17 protein-coding genes are annotated in these 16249 nt (G+C 61.2%); 10 read left to right on the top strand and 7 right to left on the bottom strand.

Annotation, left to right across the window (positions count from 1 at the left end):
- Positions 1-47: 47 nt before the first annotated feature.
- Positions 48-971, top strand: a complete 924-nt coding sequence (paaX, locus tag KW568_RS14555) for a phenylacetic acid degradation operon negative regulatory protein PaaX (protein WP_004374548.1) — start codon at positions 48-50, stop codon at positions 969-971.
- Between the two features lie 39 nt (positions 972-1010).
- Here the strand turns inward: paaX and KW568_RS14550 are convergent, their stop codons facing one another.
- Genes KW568_RS14550 through KW568_RS14540 form a run of 3 tightly spaced genes read right to left on the bottom strand, consistent with a single transcriptional unit; the run spans position 1011 to position 3306 of the window.
- The gene (locus KW568_RS14550; protein ID WP_004577375.1) at positions 1011-2249 is read right to left on the bottom strand and encodes a DUF4010 domain-containing protein; all 1239 of its coding nucleotides are present in this window, start codon (positions 2247-2249) and stop codon (positions 1011-1013) included.
- Positions 2234-3055, bottom strand: a complete 822-nt coding sequence (gene fnrC, locus KW568_RS14545; RefSeq protein WP_004577374.1) for a Crp/Fnr family transcriptional regulator FnrC — start codon at positions 3053-3055, stop codon at positions 2234-2236. Before fnrC ends, KW568_RS14550 begins: the two co-directional genes overlap by 16 nt.
- A 2-nt stretch (positions 3056-3057) precedes the next feature.
- Entirely contained in the window at positions 3058-3306 is a 249-nt protein-coding gene (locus KW568_RS14540; protein WP_019751531.1) for a hypothetical protein, read from the bottom strand.
- 288 nt (positions 3307-3594) lie between these two features.
- Here KW568_RS14540 and KW568_RS14535 point away from each other — a divergent pair, with 288 nt between their 5' ends.
- Positions 3595-4521 carry a universal stress protein gene (locus KW568_RS14535; RefSeq protein WP_004577372.1) on the top strand — a complete coding sequence of 309 codons (927 nt, stop codon included), beginning with the start codon at positions 3595-3597 and terminating at the stop codon, positions 4519-4521.
- A 29-nt stretch (positions 4522-4550) separates the two neighbouring features.
- On the opposite strand, the gene KW568_RS14530 is transcribed toward KW568_RS14535, so the two are convergent.
- The gene (locus KW568_RS14530; RefSeq protein ID WP_004374560.1) at positions 4551-5099 is read right to left on the bottom strand and encodes a GNAT family N-acetyltransferase; all 549 of its coding nucleotides are present in this window, start codon (positions 5097-5099) and stop codon (positions 4551-4553) included.
- A gap of 182 nt (positions 5100-5281) precedes the next feature.
- On the opposite strand from KW568_RS14530, the gene KW568_RS14525 reads away from it, so the two are divergent.
- From KW568_RS14525 to KW568_RS14510, 4 genes are all read left to right on the top strand, one after another.
- Positions 5282-6208, top strand: coding sequence for a universal stress protein (locus KW568_RS14525; protein ID WP_004577371.1), 927 nt, complete (start codon positions 5282-5284; stop codon positions 6206-6208).
- Positions 6199-7566 carry an MBL fold metallo-hydrolase RNA specificity domain-containing protein gene (locus KW568_RS14520; RefSeq protein WP_004577370.1) on the top strand — a complete coding sequence of 456 codons (1368 nt, stop codon included), beginning with the start codon at positions 6199-6201 and terminating at the stop codon, positions 7564-7566. Before KW568_RS14525 ends, KW568_RS14520 begins: the two co-directional genes overlap by 10 nt.
- Before the next feature lie 20 nt (positions 7567-7586).
- Positions 7587-8231, top strand: a complete 645-nt coding sequence (locus KW568_RS14515) for a hypothetical protein (RefSeq protein ID WP_232435460.1) — start codon at positions 7587-7589, stop codon at positions 8229-8231.
- A 64-nt stretch (positions 8232-8295) separates the two neighbouring features.
- The gene (locus KW568_RS14510; RefSeq protein WP_033727052.1) at positions 8296-8988 is read left to right on the top strand and encodes a phosphoribosyltransferase; all 693 of its coding nucleotides are present in this window, start codon (positions 8296-8298) and stop codon (positions 8986-8988) included.
- A 149-nt stretch (positions 8989-9137) separates the two neighbouring features.
- On the opposite strand, the gene KW568_RS14505 is transcribed toward KW568_RS14510, so the two are convergent.
- Positions 9138-10505 carry an erythromycin esterase family protein gene (locus tag KW568_RS14505; protein ID WP_004577367.1) on the bottom strand — a complete coding sequence of 456 codons (1368 nt, stop codon included), beginning with the start codon at positions 10503-10505 and terminating at the stop codon, positions 9138-9140.
- 59 nt (positions 10506-10564) lie between these two features.
- Positions 10565-11134, bottom strand: coding sequence for a GNAT family N-acetyltransferase (locus tag KW568_RS14500; protein ID WP_004577366.1), 570 nt, complete (start codon positions 11132-11134; stop codon positions 10565-10567).
- 224 nt (positions 11135-11358) lie between these two features.
- Here KW568_RS14500 and KW568_RS14495 point away from each other — a divergent pair, with 224 nt between their 5' ends.
- The gene (locus KW568_RS14495) at positions 11359-12090 is read left to right on the top strand and encodes a transcriptional regulator FNR (RefSeq protein WP_004374575.1); all 732 of its coding nucleotides are present in this window, start codon (positions 11359-11361) and stop codon (positions 12088-12090) included.
- Here the strand turns inward: KW568_RS14495 and KW568_RS14490 are convergent.
- Positions 12059-12793 (bottom strand): hypothetical protein, encoded by a 735-nt coding sequence (locus KW568_RS14490; RefSeq protein ID WP_004577365.1) that lies wholly within the window; start codon positions 12791-12793, stop codon positions 12059-12061. The two genes, KW568_RS14495 and KW568_RS14490, sit on opposite strands and share 32 nt — an antisense overlap.
- A 190-nt stretch (positions 12794-12983) precedes the next feature.
- Here KW568_RS14490 and KW568_RS14485 point away from each other — a divergent pair, with 190 nt between their 5' ends.
- From KW568_RS14485 to KW568_RS14475, 3 genes are all read left to right on the top strand, one after another.
- A complete protein-coding gene (locus KW568_RS14485; RefSeq protein WP_004374581.1) occupies positions 12984-13544 on the top strand; it encodes an Hsp20/alpha crystallin family protein in 561 nt (186 codons plus the stop codon).
- A 119-nt stretch (positions 13545-13663) separates the two neighbouring features.
- Positions 13664-13783: a CBS domain-containing protein gene (locus KW568_RS14480; protein ID WP_004577364.1), complete on the top strand. Its 120-nt coding sequence runs from the start codon at positions 13664-13666 to the stop codon at positions 13781-13783.
- Positions 13784-13873: 90 nt separating this feature from the next.
- On the top strand, positions 13874-16249 hold the full coding sequence (locus KW568_RS14475) for a phosphoketolase (RefSeq protein ID WP_004374585.1): 2376 nt from the start codon (positions 13874-13876) through the stop codon (positions 16247-16249).

Below are 16249 nucleotides of genomic sequence, written 5' to 3'. Positions count from 1 at the left end.
CCCACCGCACAGGTATAGTCGGTGCTTTATCCGCGCACAGTTCGCCCATGAGCACTCTTGCCCCACTGAACCACTTGATCACCCGTTTTCAGGAACAGACGCCGATCCGCGCCAGTTCCCTGATCATCACGTTGTACGGCGATGCCATCGAGCCGCACGGCGGTACAGTCTGGCTCGGTAGCCTGATCAACCTGCTGGAACCGATCGGCATCAATGAACGGCTGATTCGCACGTCGATCTTTCGCCTGACCAAAGAAGGTTGGCTCACTGCAGAAAAGGTGGGTCGACGCAGTTATTACAGCCTGACAGGCACTGGCCGTCGGCGTTTCGAAAAAGCTTTCAAGCGCGTCTATAGCCCAAGCCAGCCAGCCTGGGACGGGGCCTGGACGCTGGTGTTGCTGTCGCAACTCGAGGCAGGTAAACGCAAGGCCGTGCGTGAAGAGCTGGAGTGGCAGGGGTTTGGTGTCATGGCGCCGAACCTGCTAGGTTGCCCACGGGCAGACCGTGCCGACCTGGTGGCCACGTTGCGTGACCTTGAGGCCGGCGACGACAGTATCGTCTTCGACACCCACACCCAGGAGGTGCTCGCGTCCAAGGCGATGCGCGCCCAGGTGCGGGAAAGCTGGCGTATCGACGAACTGGGGCAGCAATACAGTGAGTTTATCCAGCTGTTCAGGCCGCTGTGGCAAGGTTTGAAAGAGCAGCCGTTGCTGGATGCTCAAGATTGCTTCCTGGCACGCACGCTGCTGATTCACGAGTACCGCCGCCTGCTGCTGCGCGACCCGCAACTGCCTGACGAACTGCTGCCAGGGGACTGGGAGGGAAGGGCTGCGCGGCAGTTGTGCCGTAACCTCTACCGACTGGTGTTTGCCAAAGCCGAAGAATGGTTGAATGCAGCACTGGAAACAGCAGATGGCCCATTGCCGGATGTGAGCGAGAGTTTCTACAAGCGTTTTGGCGGGTTGGCTTGAGGGTAAGTCACCTACTACCAGCAGGCAGTTCTTGTGTCCCTATAGGAGCAACCCCAACCACATTGCCCCCAGGATGAGCAGTTGCCCTGGAATGAGGTATCGCGAAAAGCTGAAACCTCCGTTGCTCAAGGCCAGAACACATTTGCTCAATGTGTTCCCCGTCAATGCGAGCAACCCCGGTATGACGATTTCATTCGCACTGATTCGTCCGGCAGCGACCAACGAGGCGATCGAGGCCGTGGCCGCATGAGCATCGGCCAGGCCGCCGACGAAAGCCGCGAGATTGACGCCATTGGGGCCCAGAAGCTGAAGCAGAAATGCCGAGAACAAGGCGATGCCGGTTATCGCAGCGGTGATCGCCAGTGCTGTCCAGAGACTGAACGCGCCATCGCCCGGATGTGTGGCGGATCCTCCATGAGCAGCACGCCAAGGTGCTAGCAGAAGCACGCCATACACGAGTGTGACCAGTGCCCCCAGCGCGATCGATGACCAGAAAGGGTCGAGCAAGCGACGGTCGACGATGCTCAGCACCAGTGCAAATTGGGTGATGCTGGCGAGATTGGACAATACGGCAGCGCCGGCAAATGGCCTGGCAGCAGCGCCTTGCTGTCTGACGCGGTGCGCAAGCAGGGCAATGGTGGCAGAACTTGAAGCAAAGCCCGATGCGATCGCGCTCAAGGGCAGGCCATAGCGAGGTCCCATCAGGCGCATGACGATGTGTCCTAAAGCACCCACGGCCATCAGCAAGACCACCAGGTTACAAATCGTGCGCGGGTTGAGTATGTTGTAGGGGCCTAGAAACTGGTCCGGTGTCAGCGGCAGTACCACCAAGGCCACCGTGGACAACATCAGGCCATCGCGCAACTCTTCCTCGCTCAATTGTTGCAGCACGAAATGATGCAGTTCGCGTCGCAGCGCCAACAGCACGGTGAGCACCACGCCCACCGCTGCGGCGAGCTCAGGCTCATGAAGGCTAAGCGCTCCGAGTGTCAGCACCAGCAGCAGGGCAATTTCACTGGTCACTTCAGGGTCTTTATCGGCATGTCTGCGGTAGTGCATGCAGAGCATCAGCACCAAGCCCAGACTCGCCACCGCGACCAGCACCGCACCTGCCAGCAACATGCTGACGTAGCCCAGCAATGCAGTGATGGCGAAGGTCCTGAGCCCGGCGGCCGCGTGGTCTTCGTTACGCCCCTTCTTACGCTCGCGCTCCAGCCCCACCAGCATGCCGATACCCAGCGCCACAGCGCCGTGGCCAACATTCAAGGCGTCGAGCATGGTGCCTTTAGCGGGACCTTGACCTCACATTCCCCGCCACCTTGTTCCAGTGCCATGAGTGCAGGCATATCGAGAATTTCTACCAATCTGCCATGCAGGTCGACGATACCCAGCACGCGAAGACGGGCGACGGATCGGCACACGGTTTCCAGGCGTAACCCCAGGTACGAAGCCATGTCTTCACGAGACATGCGCAACATGAAGCCATGCGCAGAGTAACCGCGGCTGACGAAGCGTCTGGAGAGCCCCACCAGGAAGCTGGCCAGCCGCTGTTCTGCTGTCAGGTTGCACAGCATCAGCACGCGCCCGTGCTCACGCACGATCTCGCGGCTCATCAAGCGATTAAGGCTCTGCTGCAGCTCCGGAAACTCACGCGCCAGGGTTTGCAAGCGACGATAGGGGACGGGGCAGACTTCGCTGTCTTCCAGGGCAATGGCGTCACAGACATGGTGCTCTGTGGCAATGGCATCGAGGCCGAGTACATCGCCCGGCATCCAGAAGTTGATCACCACGCCTTGCCCCTCGGCGGTGTTCAGGCTGGTCTTGAAACTGCCGCAACGTACGGCATAGAGCATGGACAGCGGATCGTTGGCATTGAACAGCGCGGCACCCTTGCGAATGCGCATGCGTGGGCCTATCAACGCGCCCAGGCAGCTGTTGTCGTCAACCGGCAGACCCGTGGGGAGGCACAGGCCGCTGACCCGGCAATCCATGCAGTGGTTCACCAGCGGTTTCAGGTGAATAGGGTTTGCCTTGGACAATGCGTTGGGTGAGTCGAGCAGGGTGACCTTCAGCTGGCCAGGCATTTTCAGGCCTCCTTCGCATTTTGGAGGCCGCTTTGGGCCCCTGCGCCATGACGCGCACCGAGCCCGACGGTCACCCCGGCATGGGGCGACCAATCAGCAAGCATGTCACGCGAGTGGGGGGCATTGAGGCGGCTTGTAAGCCGTTCGACAAACCGCTCGGCTTCGGCAGCCGTCCTGAAACCCACCCGCCAGTCATCCATGTGTACCCAACAGCGTCCCTGCTCTGTGTTCTTCTCCACGTAAACGTTCATCAGGGCCTCCAAAGCATGTATCGGTAGACAATGCAGAATGAAGGCGTCCCTGCCGGCAGTGCAGGTGAAACTCAGGACGGTGTCGCCATGGCACGCCTGCGGGGCCTGAAGTGGCTGTGATCTGGGTACAGGGTGCGCCGGCGAAGTCCCGAGGTATTGATCCGCGTCAAGTTCTTGCGCCATGGGCAATGCCACTGGTCGGTAGGTGCCTCCAGTTGATAAACATCAAGTTCGCAACACGTAGGTGGCAGATGCTTTACCTACGTATTGCAACCTCAGAGGTGTGCCATGGAAACTCCGCAAAGACTGCTGCTGATCGCCTCCCCCCTGATGCGCCGAACCCCGGCCTATGACCGGGCCGCTGCGCTGGCCAAGGCCAAGGGGATGGCGCTGCACATCGTCGCTTTCGACTACGTGGAAGGGCTTGCCACGGCGGGCTTGGTGAATGATCAAGCGCTCGCAGTCATGCGCGAGGGTTACGTGCAGCAGCACCGGGCATGGCTGGAAACCCAGGCGTTGCCGATGCGGCGCAATGGTGTCACCGTCACAACCGAGGTGGTGTGGGTGCAGCAGCCCTTGAATGAGATCCTGATTCACTTGCGTGAGCAACCGTTTGCCATGCTGATCAAAGAGCTCGAGCATGAGCCTTGGTGGATGCGCGCAATGTTCACCTCGCTGGATATCCAGCTGCTGCGCGAAACGCGAATACCCTTGCACTTGGTACACAAGGCGAGCCATGCGTTGCCACGCAGGATTCTGGCGGCGGTGGACCTGTCCAGGCCTGAGGATCAGTTTGAAGGTTTCAACGACCAGATCATCAGCGAAGCGCTGAAGCTGACCTTGCAGTGCAATGCCCAGATCGAATTGCTGTACACCTACGACCTGGGTTCCATGTACCTGGACGCCGGCGGCAGCCGGGAACATTCGTTCCTGTTCGATTCGAACCGTGCCCAGACCTTGCATGACGTTCAGAGCGCTGCCTTCCAAGAGCTTGCCGAACGCAACGGGATCGCCGTCGAACACCGCCATATGCGCATCGGCGACCCGGCAAAGGCCCTGGCCATGTTCATGGATAACAATGATATCGACGTGCTGGTCATGGGCAGCTATCACCACCATGGCATCGGCTGGTTCATCGGCAGTACTGCCGAGCGCGTTTTGCATCGGTTGTCCAGCAGTGTGCTGGTGATTTCTCCAGAGCGCTCCAAAGGCTGAAGCACAAGGCCCGCAAGGGCCTTGTTTTTTCAAGGCCGCAGGTCAAGTTCGTGCAGGATCTCGCTCACATCGCCGCCAGGGTAGCGTGAGGTGAAGCCCAGTGCCTTGACCAGCCGGTGCATGGCATAGTTGCTGGCCAGATCCCTGGAGACCATGCACTGAAAGCCATTGCGCCGTGCGGCTTCAATCAGGTGTTGCATCAGGCGCTTGCCCAACCCCTTGCGCTGCCAGTCTTCGCTGACCGCCACTGCACATTCGCACCGCTGACTGCCAGGTATGCCTGCATAGCGGCTGACGCCGATTTGTTGCAATTGACCGTCTACATGAACCAAGGCGACATAGGCCATGCGCTGGTGATAGTCCACGGGCATGTCTTGCGTGTCCAAGCTAGGCAAGCCGCCGCTGAGCCCGGCAATGAAACGAAAACGCCGTGATTCATAAGCGATGGTGCTCAGAAAACGCTTGTCCCGTTCGCGGTCTTCCTCGCGCAGTGGGCGGATCAGCACCGCCGAACCGTCCTCGAGGTTTTCGACCCAGTGTTCGCAGGTCTGTGGCTGTGCTGTTTGCTGCCCGTTCATGACGCCTCCCGTTGCTTGATCAGTACCTGGTGCAGCCGTTTTAACGTGGCGGGCCGTTTCGGTTCTGACAATCATCAAGTTCAGCCTGGGTAGCGGTTTTCTGATCTGCATCAAGCAGCAGCGATCCTGCGCGCGGAATATCGTCAGCATCACGCCCACTCACGAAAGCGCGGAGGTTCACCATGGGGCAATATCGACAATTGCTGGTGCTGCTGACCGAGGTAGAACCGCATTCCGCCGCTTTGCGCAGAGCCCTTGCCTTGGCGCATGTCAGCGGCGCCAGCGTGCATGTACTGGGCTTGTTCGAGCCAAGCGAGGAGCACCTTCTGCGCGAAGAGCGGCTGAACGAGGCCGATATCAAGCGCCAGTACGAGCACTATCGCGCTCAGTTGACGGGATTGGTCGAGCGGCATCGCGGCAGCGGTATAACGCTGACGGTCGACAGCCTGAATGCGGAGGATATCCGCAGCCAGGCGATCGATTACATCAGTGAACTGCAGCCCGATATGGTCATCAAGGACAGCGAAGCCGCGTCGGCCCTGGTGCGCGTGTTCGGCACCCCACTGGATTGTGCGCTGATGCGAGGTTTCAAAGGCGTCAGCCATTTCGTGCCGGCGGGGGCCATCTCATTGCCGCGGCGTGTGCTGGTCGCAGTGGATACGGCGTTCAGTGAGACGCCTGCCGTTCAGGCGTGCTTCAATCGTGGTCTGGTTCGTGCTGCCCAGGCGCTGGCGTTGCAGTGTGACGCGCACCTGCATCTGCTATCGGCCTACAACCTGGCAGGGGTATTTGCCTCGGACATGAATGTCACCCAGGCGTGGATCGACGAGATGCGCGAGGCACTGCAGGAACCTTTCGAAGCGCTGGCCGATGCCGAAGGCGTCGCGCCTGACCGCCGACATTTCATGGAAGGAGGCCCGGTACAGGTGATCCGTGAACAGGTCGCGGCCCTGGACATCGACGCGGTGGTGATGGGCGTGGTGCAACCCAAAGGCCTGGACAAACTGTTGGGAGACACCACCGAGCGTATCGTCAGCCGCCCACCGTGCAGCGTGCTCGCCGTTCATCCCCAAATAGCCGAAAGTTGGGAGCCTTGGCCATGCAACTGACATTTCTTGGCGGCACCGGCACCGTGACCGGCAGCAAATTCCTGTTGACCCGTGACAGCACGCGGGTATTGGTCGACTGCGGACTCTTCCAGGGTTTCAAGCAACTGCGCCTGCGCAACTGGCAGCCACTGCCCCCGGCGCTGCGGGCGCTTGATGCGGTGGTGCTGACCCACGCCCACCTTGACCACAGCGGTTATCTACCGGTGCTGGTTCGGGAAGGCTACCGCGGGCCGATCTACGCCACGCCGGCGACGTGCGCCTTGGCGGAAATCCTCCTGCTCGACAGTGCACGGCTGCAGGAAGAGCAGGCCGAACATGCCAATCGCCACGGTTACTCCAAGCATGCGCCGGCGCAACCGCTCTATACCGAGCAGGATGCCAAACGTGCCCTGGCACTGTTTCGGCCCGTGGCGTTACATCAGGTGACCACGATCGCAGAGGGCATGGAGTTACTGTTGCGTACCGCCGGACATATTCTGGGGGCAGCCACGGTCCAGATCAGCGCCGAAGGGCAGACCGTGCTGTTTTCGGGTGACCTCGGCCGCCCTCAGGATCCGATCATGCGTGCGCCTGAGCTGGTCAGGACGGCGGACGTGCTGTTGATCGAGTCTACCTATGGGGACCGCCAGCATCCCGCCGAATCGACCGAGCAGTACCTGGCCAAGGTCATCAACGAAACGCTCCTGCGCCACGGGATTACCCTGGTACCCTCGTTCGCCGTCGGCCGTGCCCAACTGCTCATGTATTACCTGTACACGCTCAAGCGCGACCGGTTGATCCCTGATGTCCCGGTCTACCTGAACAGCCCGATGGCCACCGACGCCACCGCCTTGTACCAGCAGTACCGCAGTGAGCATCGGCTGACCGCAGCCGAGTGCGCCGCCATGTGCAGAGGCACGCACATCGTCCGGACAGTCGATGAGTCCAGGCAACTGGACCAGCTGCGCGAGCCCGCAGTGATCATCGCCGCCAGTGGCATGGCGACCGGCGGACGGGTGCTTCACCACCTGAAGGCGCTAGCCCCCAACCCACGCAACAGCATCCTGTTCTCGGGCTTTCAAGCCGGGGGGACGCGGGGTGCCGATATCGTCGCGGGCGCCCACAGTGTGAGGTTGCACGGCGAGGATGTGCCCATCCGTGCACAGGTGCATGCGATGGAGAATCTTTCTGCGCACGCCGATGCCGATGAAATCATGGAATGGTTGCGCGGGTTCACCCGGCCACCCCGTCAGACCTATGTCATTCATGGTGAGCCACACGCTGCCGACACCTTACGGCGGCGAATCAGCCTCGAACTCGGCTGGCAGGTGTGCGTGCCTGAGTATCAGGAAACGGTTGCCATCGACCCTGTGCGCTAGCCGGGCGCGGGAGGTGAATCATGAGTACACAAGCAAGGGCGAAACTGCGGGCCTGGTTGCACAGGCCCAGGGGCAGCCTGGGTTGGATCGTGACCATCGTCGCTTTACTCGTCGCCGCGTCCGTCTATCGCGCCTTAAGCGCTAGCTGGCGCATGCCCATGCGTGATCCGGCGGTACTCCTTGGCCTGCTGGCGTTGAGTGTCGCGCTGGGGTGGGCGGTGCAGCGGGGCGTCAAGCGCACGGTCGGCAAGGCCATTTTCAATGGCCAGCAGACGGGTTGGCAGGCCAGGCTGGCGTTGCTGCGTTCAATCACCCGGGAATCGAACACTTTGATAAGCGTGTTGCTGCTCCTGGTCCTACTCGGTGCTGGCACCGTGTGGCTGGCGGGGCGCTCCGTGGCGCAGATCGTGGAGAATTGCACGGCCAACCTGCAGGCCCAGGTGGAGGTGCCTGAGGATGACAAGCTCGCTGCGCTGGTCGGCAAACCCGTGTGCACGTGCCTGGCACAGACCTTTCTGGAGCGCAATGGGGTGCTGCGCCTGGCCCTGTTCGAAACGCCCATGCAGGAAGTGAGCGGTCTGAAGGCGCTGACTCCCGCTGATGAGCAGCGTTGCCTCGCGCAGTTCGACCTGCTGCCCGAGGCGGGGCGTGCAGCCACGCCTTGAAGCCATCAACGGCTCCCATCGGCAGCTGAAACGACCGGCGCCCATCGCGGCGCGGGAGGTGTTCATGTCCCATGATCTTGCCTTGCCAACTGTGTTTGTCGACCGTACCCAGGCTGGACGTTGCCTGGTAGAGCCACTGGCCCGGTATGCCGGCAGGCCCGACGTGATCGTGCTTGCACTGCCGCGTGGTGGTGTTCCGGTGGCCTATGAAGTCGCGACTGCCCTCAACGTTCGCCTGGACCTGCTGATGGTGCGCAAGCTCGGTATGCCGTTTCAACCCGAGTTCGCCATGGGGGCGATAGCCAGCGGCGGAGTAACCTTCCTCAATGACGACATGTTGCGGGCCTATCCGGTAGATCGCGCGGTGTTCGACGCCGTGGTTGCCAGGGAAACCGAGGAACTGGCGCGGCGCGAGCGGGCTTACCGGGGAGGGCGGCCAGCCCAGCAACTCAAGGATCAGGTGGTGATTCTCGTTGATGACGGCCTGGCGACCGGTGCCACGATGAGGGCGGCGATACAGGCTGCACGAGCCCAGTCACCGGCGCGGATCGTCGTCGCCGTCCCGGTCGCACCGCCAGAAACGCTCGAAGCGCTGTACGGTGAAGTGAATGAGCTGGTGTGCCCGCGTGTGCCTGAGCGGATGGTCTCGGTTGGCTATTGGTACCAGGATTTCCCGCAGACGTCGGACGAGGAAGTCATGACGCTCATGGGGCAAGCTGATCAGCAAGCACTTTGCCGGAGTGCCCCCCATGACTGAGCGCAGGGGTGAAGTTCGCACGCAGACGATGAAGCTGGCAAGTTGCGCATCGGCTTGTTCGGTGCAGGCACGGGGGCCACTGCGCTTGCCGGTGACGGGTTTGTGAAGTCCCTGCAGCGCGTATCCGCCTGATAGCGCTTCGCCGAGGCTCATACACCAAATGGATAGGTTTCGTCCTCAGGCTCAAGGTGCTGTTGTTTCGGCAAGGGCAGGGCAGTCACTGGCTGGGTCTGTTCGAACCAGAGCAGCGCATCGAACTGCTCGGCCAGCACCGCCTCGAAGTAGTGGCTCAGCCGTTCGCTCTCGGGGCGATAGATGACGCCGATGGCGCGTTCGAGTAGCGCCGTGGACAACACATGGCGCAACGCCTTGCGCTGTGGGTCGCGCCAGTCGCTCAGGCTGGCTGGCACGCCTGCGAGGCGGAACTGGTGCTCCCAGCTGTCGCTGCGCGAAGGACGGATTTCCTTGATCTGCATGTCGCCGTCCCAGTCATCGGCGGCGGCCACCTGGCCGCGGTCGGTGGCCATGCCGATCAGCACCGCGTCGTGCCCGAAAGCGCTGCGGCAAAGCTGGCCGATGGTGAACTGGCCTTTCCAGCCCATTTCCGTGGCTCCGGCATTGCCGATGTGTGAATTGTGTGCCCAGACCACGGCCTTGGCGTGGGGACCACGGTGTTCCAGCAGTGCGTGCAAGGTATCGAACATGTGCCGGTCGCGCAGATTCCAGGAAGCCGTCGAACCTCGGTAAATGGCGCGGTAGTACTGTTCCGCAGCGATGATTACACGGGCGTTCTGCGTTGCGTTGAAGAAGGCTTCATCATTGTGGACAAGCCCTGACAGTTGCTCGGCGAGCATGACATTCAACTGCTGGATCACCGGTTGCTCACAAGGCATGACGCCACCGCGCTCGACAAAGTGCCCGTACAGCGCGGGGTCGTCCTGCCACGGCGTCAGGCAACCGTAACGGCGGCGGGCTTCATGGGCCAGATGCGGATCGACCCGGTCCAGATAGGCCAGGACTTCATGGATGGAATTGCGCAGGCTGTAGACATCCAGGCCGCGGAATTCCACGCGGTGGTCGGTGGGCAGCAGGCGGTTGTGCCCGTGAAGCCATTGGGCGAAGGCTTTGACTTCGCTATTACGCCACATCCAGGTAGGAAAACGGCTGAAAATATGGCGTTTCCACGCCGAGTGCGCCAAGCCTCGGACGTACTGATCGACATGCCCGGCATCCGGCCAGTCAGCCTCGACGGCAACGATATTGAAACCATGCTGTTCGATCAGGCGCCGGGTGATCGCCGCGCGGGCGCGATAGAACTCACTGCTGCCGTGGCTTGCCTCGCCCAGCAGGATGACGCGCGCGTCAGCATAGCGGTCGAACAGCGCTGCGAATGCCGGCGTATCCAGGTCCGGCAAAGGTTCGGCGTACTGATGAAGCACCGGGGCAATATCGGCAGTGTCGACCTGATACTGCTTGCCGTAGAGTTTTTCCATCAATGTCTTCGAAGGGCCGGTCATGGGGAGACTCCCGTAGTCGGCCGCCGCGCCTTGACCCGTCAGGGTGCGGCGGCCTTGGGTCAGATCAGGGAGAGCCGGTGGATGACCTGGCTGGGGTCATCCGGGTCAGCAGCGGTGGTGAACCCCGCCGCCTTGGCCAGGTCGCGCATCGCATGGTTGGCTGCCGCGTCGACCGAATACATCTGCCGCAAGCCCTTGGCCCGGGCATGGTCGACCAGGTGCTTGAGCAGCAGGCGACCCAAGCCATGGTGCTGCCAGCTGTCCATGACGGTAACGGCACACTCGCACTCGTCCTTGCCGCTAGCAGTGGCGTAGCGGGAAATGCCCACTTCCTGCAATTCGCCATCCACGTGGGCAAGGGCGACGTAAGCCGCCTGGCGATCCTGGTCGACCTTCATCAGCTGGTCGAGCATGGCTTCACCGGGCTCCCTGAGCTGGCACAGGAAGCGGAAATGCCGCGATTCGGGCGACAGCCGTTCGATGAAGGCCTTTTCGCGTTCTCGGTCCTGGGCTTGCAAGGGCCTGATCAATACGTGAACGCCGTTTTCAAGGGCTTCGATCCAGTATTCACCCGAAGGTTTTGGGAACGAAGGCGTTTTATGCTCACGGGAAGTCTCGGCGGGCGCCATGGCAATGTCCTCTGTGTCGAATGAACAAGGAAGTTCAGTTTCGGCAGCGGGCCCATCGCTGACTTGACAGTTGTCAATTGCTTCCCACATGACTTGTCAAACCGATAGAAAAAAGCGGGTATAGCCGGGGATAGCGTCCGACCCTTGGTCGGACAGACCGCTAACGTTTAGTGGAACCGCTAACTTCAATAGATACACGCCTGCAAAAAAGCAGAGGCATCATCATGTCAGGCCTTGCGGAAATGGGAGCAAAGCTCCAGGTCAAGTGCCTTGCGTGCTCGTTGAGCCGGCTTTGCCTGGCAGCCAGCCTCAGTGCCGACGAAGTGGCCAAGCTGGAGCGAATTGTCCGCCGTAACCGGCCGTTGAAGCGGGGTGAGTACCTGTTCAAGGCCAATGAACCCATGGAGCACGTGTATGCCTTGCGCTCCGGGGCGATCAAGAATTTTCTGCTCGATGCCGAGGGCACCGAGCGGGTGACCGGCTTCCTCCTGCCGGGGGAAATGCTCGGGCTGGACGCTATTGGTGCCAGTTGTTACCGAAGCTTTGCCGTTGCCCTGGAAGTCTCGCTGGTCTGCGCCATCAGGCTGGACCAACTGGTGGACCTGTCCGGCCAGATTTCAGGGCTGCGCTATCAGTTGCTGCACATGCTCAGCCTGGGGATCCAGGGCAAGGACGAGCACCTGCGCTGCTGCCATGGGCGTGCCGAACAGCGGTTGGCGATCTTCCTGCTGGGCATGTCCGCGCGTTACCAGGCGCGAGGCTTGCAAGCTGATGTGTTCAACCTGCCCATGTCCCGTGGTGATATCGCCAACTACCTGGACCTCACGCAGGAAACGGTCAGCCGACTGTTCAGCCGTTTCGTCCATGCAGGTTTCATGCTGTGCGCCGGGCGTGAGGTCAGGCTCATCGACATGCAAGGCCTGGTCAACCTGACCCGCCTGGAGGAGCCCACTTGAGCGCGGCAAGCACCCGGTCATAGCGTTGCACAGGCCAGCTTTCGGGGGAGTGCCCCACCCAGATCGGGCGTGACACATGGTCTGTGCGTATCCAGATACGCTGCGCGGCTACGCCAGTTTGCCAGCACAACCGTGCCACTTGGCGCGCCACCTGTGGCGGCGCGCAACAGTACACCGTGTCCGGGCGGAAAGTGGTCAGCAAATGCCTGGTCTGCCACCAGCCACTGCTGTAGTCACGCGACAATGGCGACAGTGCCGACAGCCAGGTTCGACAATCGTCTGGCAGCAGTTCGGCCGCAATGCCGTCATGTGACAGCTGCAATTGTAACCAGGGCAGCCAGCAGCGAATCTCATCCAGCGCACCCAGCAAGGGCAGCAGGCCTTCGGCGCGACTGATGGCCAGCAACCTTGTGCTTTGCAGGGGCAACGGCCAAGCGCTGCCAAGCGGCCCGGAATAGTCGAGCAGCTCCCCCGCACGGCCCACGGGCTGCGCGCTCTGGGTGCTGACGATAAATTGCCCGGCCACGCCAGGTAGGGTCACGTAACTGCACGGCCAGCACTCGGTACGACCACTGAGCACGCAGTACTGGCCAGCCATTGCCTCGCTGCATGGCTGGCTGCAAAGGGCCAGGCGCACGAATTGCTGGATGCCCAGGCCGGGCAATGTCTGGAGCAAGCGAACGCTGGCACCCTCGCGGTCCATGACTGCCTCGCACTGTAAGGATGACTTGCTGTAATCAGCCTAGACCGTGGGCAATCCGGCACTTTGATCAGGATCAAACCAGCGGGCGGCAGGGACTTCACGTTGTTGATAAAGGTCAAATGGGCTGCTGCCCCACGGCGCATGATCGAAGCGTCTCCCTGGGAGGCATTACTCATTCGAGGAGGACGCCATGTCAGAAGTTGCCAAGAAAGTGCCTGCTACCCCCGTCGCAACCCAGCCAACCAAAGCTTCGCCGCCAAGCGTCGAACCTTCGGAGTTGTGGCGGCCCTTCCAGCAATTACGCCGTCAGATCGACAGCCTGTTCGAGGATTTTGGACGGCGGCCGATGCGCATGCCGTTCAGCCAAACACCGTTCGATGTCGAACCTTTCTGGCGGCGTGACCTGTTCACCCACGGCATGCCGGCCATGGACATCAGCGAGCTTGCCGAGGAGTACCGCATCAGCGCCGAGTTGCCTGGCGTGGACGACAAGGATATCGAGATCAAGCTCGTCAATGGCAACCTGTTGATCCGCGGCGAGAAACAGGAAGAAGTGGACGAAAAACGCAAGGCATATCACCTGTCCGAGCGCCATTACGGCAGCTTCGAACGGGTTTTCCAACTGCCCCGTGAAGTCGACGCCGAGAAGATCAACGCCCAGTTCAACAAGGGCGTGCTGCTGGTGCACCTGCCCAAACGCGCCGAAGCCATCCATCCGGAAAAGGTGATTCCGATCAAGAGCGGTAAATGATCACCCATCCTCACTGCATCAAGGAGCAAGGAGGCTCCGCCTGTGGAGGTAGCACATGATGTCCATTGGCAAATACTGCAAACGGGACGTGGTCACCGCACCACCCGGTATCTCCATCTATGCCGCGGCGCGCCAATATCCGACGCATTCCGGTCGTCGATGATCTCGGTCTGCTGGTCGGAATCGCAACGGCGGACGACCTGATGGGCCTGCTGTCGGACCACCTGTACGAACTGTGACTGCTGATCCGTCAACAGAGCCGGCGGGAGGAAGATCTTCGCGGCGAAGACCTTTGAGCGCCCCGTGCGCGATGACGAAAGGAGGCTGGCATGAGTGATTTCCCCGGTACTGAAGAGCTCGAAAGCCTGGACGCCTATTGGCGGGCGGCGAACTACCTCACCGTTGGCCAGATCTATCTACAGGGCAATGCCTTGTTGACCAGGCCCTTGACCTTGGCCGATGTCAAACCTCGGCTGCTGGGCCACTGGGGGACTTCCCCGGGGCTCAACCTCGTCTATACCCATCTGAACCGGTTGATTCGCCAGTACAGCCTCAATGTGCTGTTTGTCACGGGGCCTGGCCACGGCGGTCCTGCCCTGGTCGCTCAGGCATACCTCGACGGTACCTACACCGAGCTCAACCCATCGGTCGAGCGCAACGCACTTGGAATGGCCCGGCTCTTTCGGCAGTTTTCCTGGCCTTATGGCATTGGCAGCCATGTCGGCCCCCATGTGCCTGGCTCCATTCACGAAGGGGGCGAACTGGGCTATTCGCTGGCCCATGCCTATGGTGCCGCCCTGGACAATCCGCAACTGATCGTGGCGTGCGTCATTGGTGATGGTGAGGCCGAAACCGGGCCACTGGCTGCCAGCTGGCACTGCAACAAGTTCCTCAACCCCGCCCGCGACGGCGCGGTGCTGCCCATCTTGCATCTGAACGGTTACAAGATCGCCAACCCCAGCGTGCTGTCGATGATCAGCGAGGAGGAGCTGACCAGCCTCATGTATGGCTATGGCTATGATCCGTATTTCGTCGAGGGTGACGAGCCGATGGAGGTCCATCGCGCGTTGGCCAGGACGCTGGATGTCATCTACGAGAAGATCAGCCAGATCCAGCGCCTCGCGCGGCATGCCGAAGACCCGCAGGTGGTCGACAGGCCCTTGTGGCCGGTGCTGATTCTTCGTACCCCCAAAGGGTGGACGGGGCCCAGGTACGTGGATGGGCAACGCGTAGAGGGCACCTGGCGGTCCCATCAGTTGCCGTTGGCGGACCTTGGCAAACCGCCGCACCTGATGCAGCTGCAACAATGGCTGGAAAGTTACCGCCCCCATGAGCTTTTTGACGCACAGGGTACGTTGTTGCCTGAGCTGGCCGCGCTGACCCCAACTGGCCGGCGACGCATGAGCGCGAACCCCCATGCCAACGGCGGTCTCTTATTGCGGGCCCTGGATTTGCCGCACTACGCCGATTACTGCGTGCCGATGCCGGGCCCTGGTCAGGTGCGGGCCGAGGCGACCAGAGTGCTGGGTGGTTATGTACGCGATGTCATGAAGAACAGCCTTGCGTCGCAGAATTTCCGCCTGTTCGGCCCTGACGAAACGGCGTCCAACCGTCTGGATGCGGTATTTGAGGTGACCGACAAGGTGTGGCTGGATGCTCGGGCCAGCGATGATAGACACCTTTCGGCACAGGGGCGGGTCATGGAGATCCTCAGTGAGCACATCTGCGAGGGCTGGCTGGAGGGGTACCTGCTGACGGGCCGCCATGGCCTGTTTTCCTGTTACGAAGCTTTCATCCATATCGTCGATTCGATGATCAACCAACATGCCAAATGGCTCAAGACAGCTGCCGAGGTGCCGTGGCGCAAGCCGATCGCCTCATTGAATATCCTCCTGACTTCGCATGTCTGGCGGCAGGACCATAATGGTTTCTCGCACCAGGACCCGGGCTTGCTCGACCTGCTGGCAAACAAGAAGGCCAATCTTGCGCGGATCTATCTGCCACCTGACGCCAACTGCCTGTTGTCGGTGGCTGAGCATTGCCTGCGCAGCCGTGGGTACATCAATGTGATCGTTGCCGGTAAGCAGATGGAGTGGCAATGGCTCGATTGCGAAGCGGCCGCCGTGCACTGCCAATCAGGTATCGGGCGCTGGGGCTGGGCCTGCCATGACGACGAGATGCCCGAGGTGGTGCTTGCCTGCGCGGGCGATGTGCCGACACTGGAGGTACTGGCGGCGGTTACACTGCTGCAAGAGCAGGCTCCAGACGTGCGTGTGAGGGTGGTGAATGTCGTCGACCTCATGGCGCTGCAACTGTCGCAACAGCACCCTCACGGGCTGTCCGACAGCGATTTCAACGGGCTGTTTACCGAAGATCGACCGGTCATCTTTGCCTTCCACGGCTATCCGGCGCTCATCCACCGCCTGATCTACAAACGCGCCAATCCGCAACGGTTTCATGTCCGGGGCTTTCGCGAAGAGGGCGCAACCACCACGCCATTCGACATGGCAGTCATCAACAATCTGGACCGCTACCAGCTGCTGCTCGATGTGTTCGAGCGCGTGCCACGTTTGCAGCCCCAGCTCGAACAGGCCCGCGCCCGCTATTGGGCCACGATGGAGAAGCACAAGCTCTACCTCATCGAACATGGCGAAGACATGCCTGAAGTTGCGCAATGGCGCTGGACATCAGCGTCGCGTGCCTGA

It is taken from the genome of Pseudomonas sp. HD6515, assembly GCF_024971855.1.
GTDB lineage: Bacteria > Pseudomonadota > Gammaproteobacteria > Pseudomonadales > Pseudomonadaceae > Aquipseudomonas > Aquipseudomonas alloputida.
Note: the sequence above shows the minus strand (reverse complement) of the source record. Positions and strands in the feature narration are given on the sequence as shown.

Excerpts from the sequence above, each read along its gene's own strand:
- paaX (WP_004374548.1), top strand. The coding sequence starts at position 48 with ATGAGCACTCTTGCCCCACTGAACCACTTGATCACCCGTTTTCAGGAA.
- KW568_RS14550 (WP_004577375.1), bottom strand. The coding sequence starts at position 2,249 with ATGCTCGACGCCTTGAATGTTGGCCACGGCGCTGTGGCGCTGGGTATC.
- fnrC (WP_004577374.1), bottom strand. The coding sequence starts at position 3,055 with ATGCCTGGCCAGCTGAAGGTCACCCTGCTCGACTCACCCAACGCATTG.
- KW568_RS14540 (WP_019751531.1), bottom strand. The coding sequence starts at position 3,306 with ATGAACGTTTACGTGGAGAAGAACACAGAGCAGGGACGCTGTTGGGTA.
- KW568_RS14535 (WP_004577372.1), top strand. The coding sequence starts at position 3,595 with ATGGAAACTCCGCAAAGACTGCTGCTGATCGCCTCCCCCCTGATGCGC.
- KW568_RS14530 (WP_004374560.1), bottom strand. The coding sequence starts at position 5,099 with ATGAACGGGCAGCAAACAGCACAGCCACAGACCTGCGAACACTGGGTC.
- KW568_RS14525 (WP_004577371.1), top strand. The coding sequence starts at position 5,282 with ATGGGGCAATATCGACAATTGCTGGTGCTGCTGACCGAGGTAGAACCG.
- KW568_RS14520 (WP_004577370.1), top strand. The coding sequence starts at position 6,199 with ATGCAACTGACATTTCTTGGCGGCACCGGCACCGTGACCGGCAGCAAA.
- KW568_RS14515 (WP_232435460.1), top strand. The coding sequence starts at position 7,587 with ATGAGTACACAAGCAAGGGCGAAACTGCGGGCCTGGTTGCACAGGCCC.
- KW568_RS14510 (WP_033727052.1), top strand. The coding sequence starts at position 8,296 with ATGTCCCATGATCTTGCCTTGCCAACTGTGTTTGTCGACCGTACCCAG.
- KW568_RS14505 (WP_004577367.1), bottom strand. The coding sequence starts at position 10,505 with ATGACCGGCCCTTCGAAGACATTGATGGAAAAACTCTACGGCAAGCAG.
- KW568_RS14500 (WP_004577366.1), bottom strand. The coding sequence starts at position 11,134 with ATGGCGCCCGCCGAGACTTCCCGTGAGCATAAAACGCCTTCGTTCCCA.
- KW568_RS14495 (WP_004374575.1), top strand. The coding sequence starts at position 11,359 with ATGTCAGGCCTTGCGGAAATGGGAGCAAAGCTCCAGGTCAAGTGCCTT.
- KW568_RS14490 (WP_004577365.1), bottom strand. The coding sequence starts at position 12,793 with ATGGACCGCGAGGGTGCCAGCGTTCGCTTGCTCCAGACATTGCCCGGC.
- KW568_RS14485 (WP_004374581.1), top strand. The coding sequence starts at position 12,984 with ATGTCAGAAGTTGCCAAGAAAGTGCCTGCTACCCCCGTCGCAACCCAG.
- KW568_RS14480 (WP_004577364.1), top strand. The coding sequence starts at position 13,664 with ATGCCGCGGCGCGCCAATATCCGACGCATTCCGGTCGTCGATGATCTC.
- KW568_RS14475 (WP_004374585.1), top strand. The coding sequence starts at position 13,874 with ATGAGTGATTTCCCCGGTACTGAAGAGCTCGAAAGCCTGGACGCCTAT.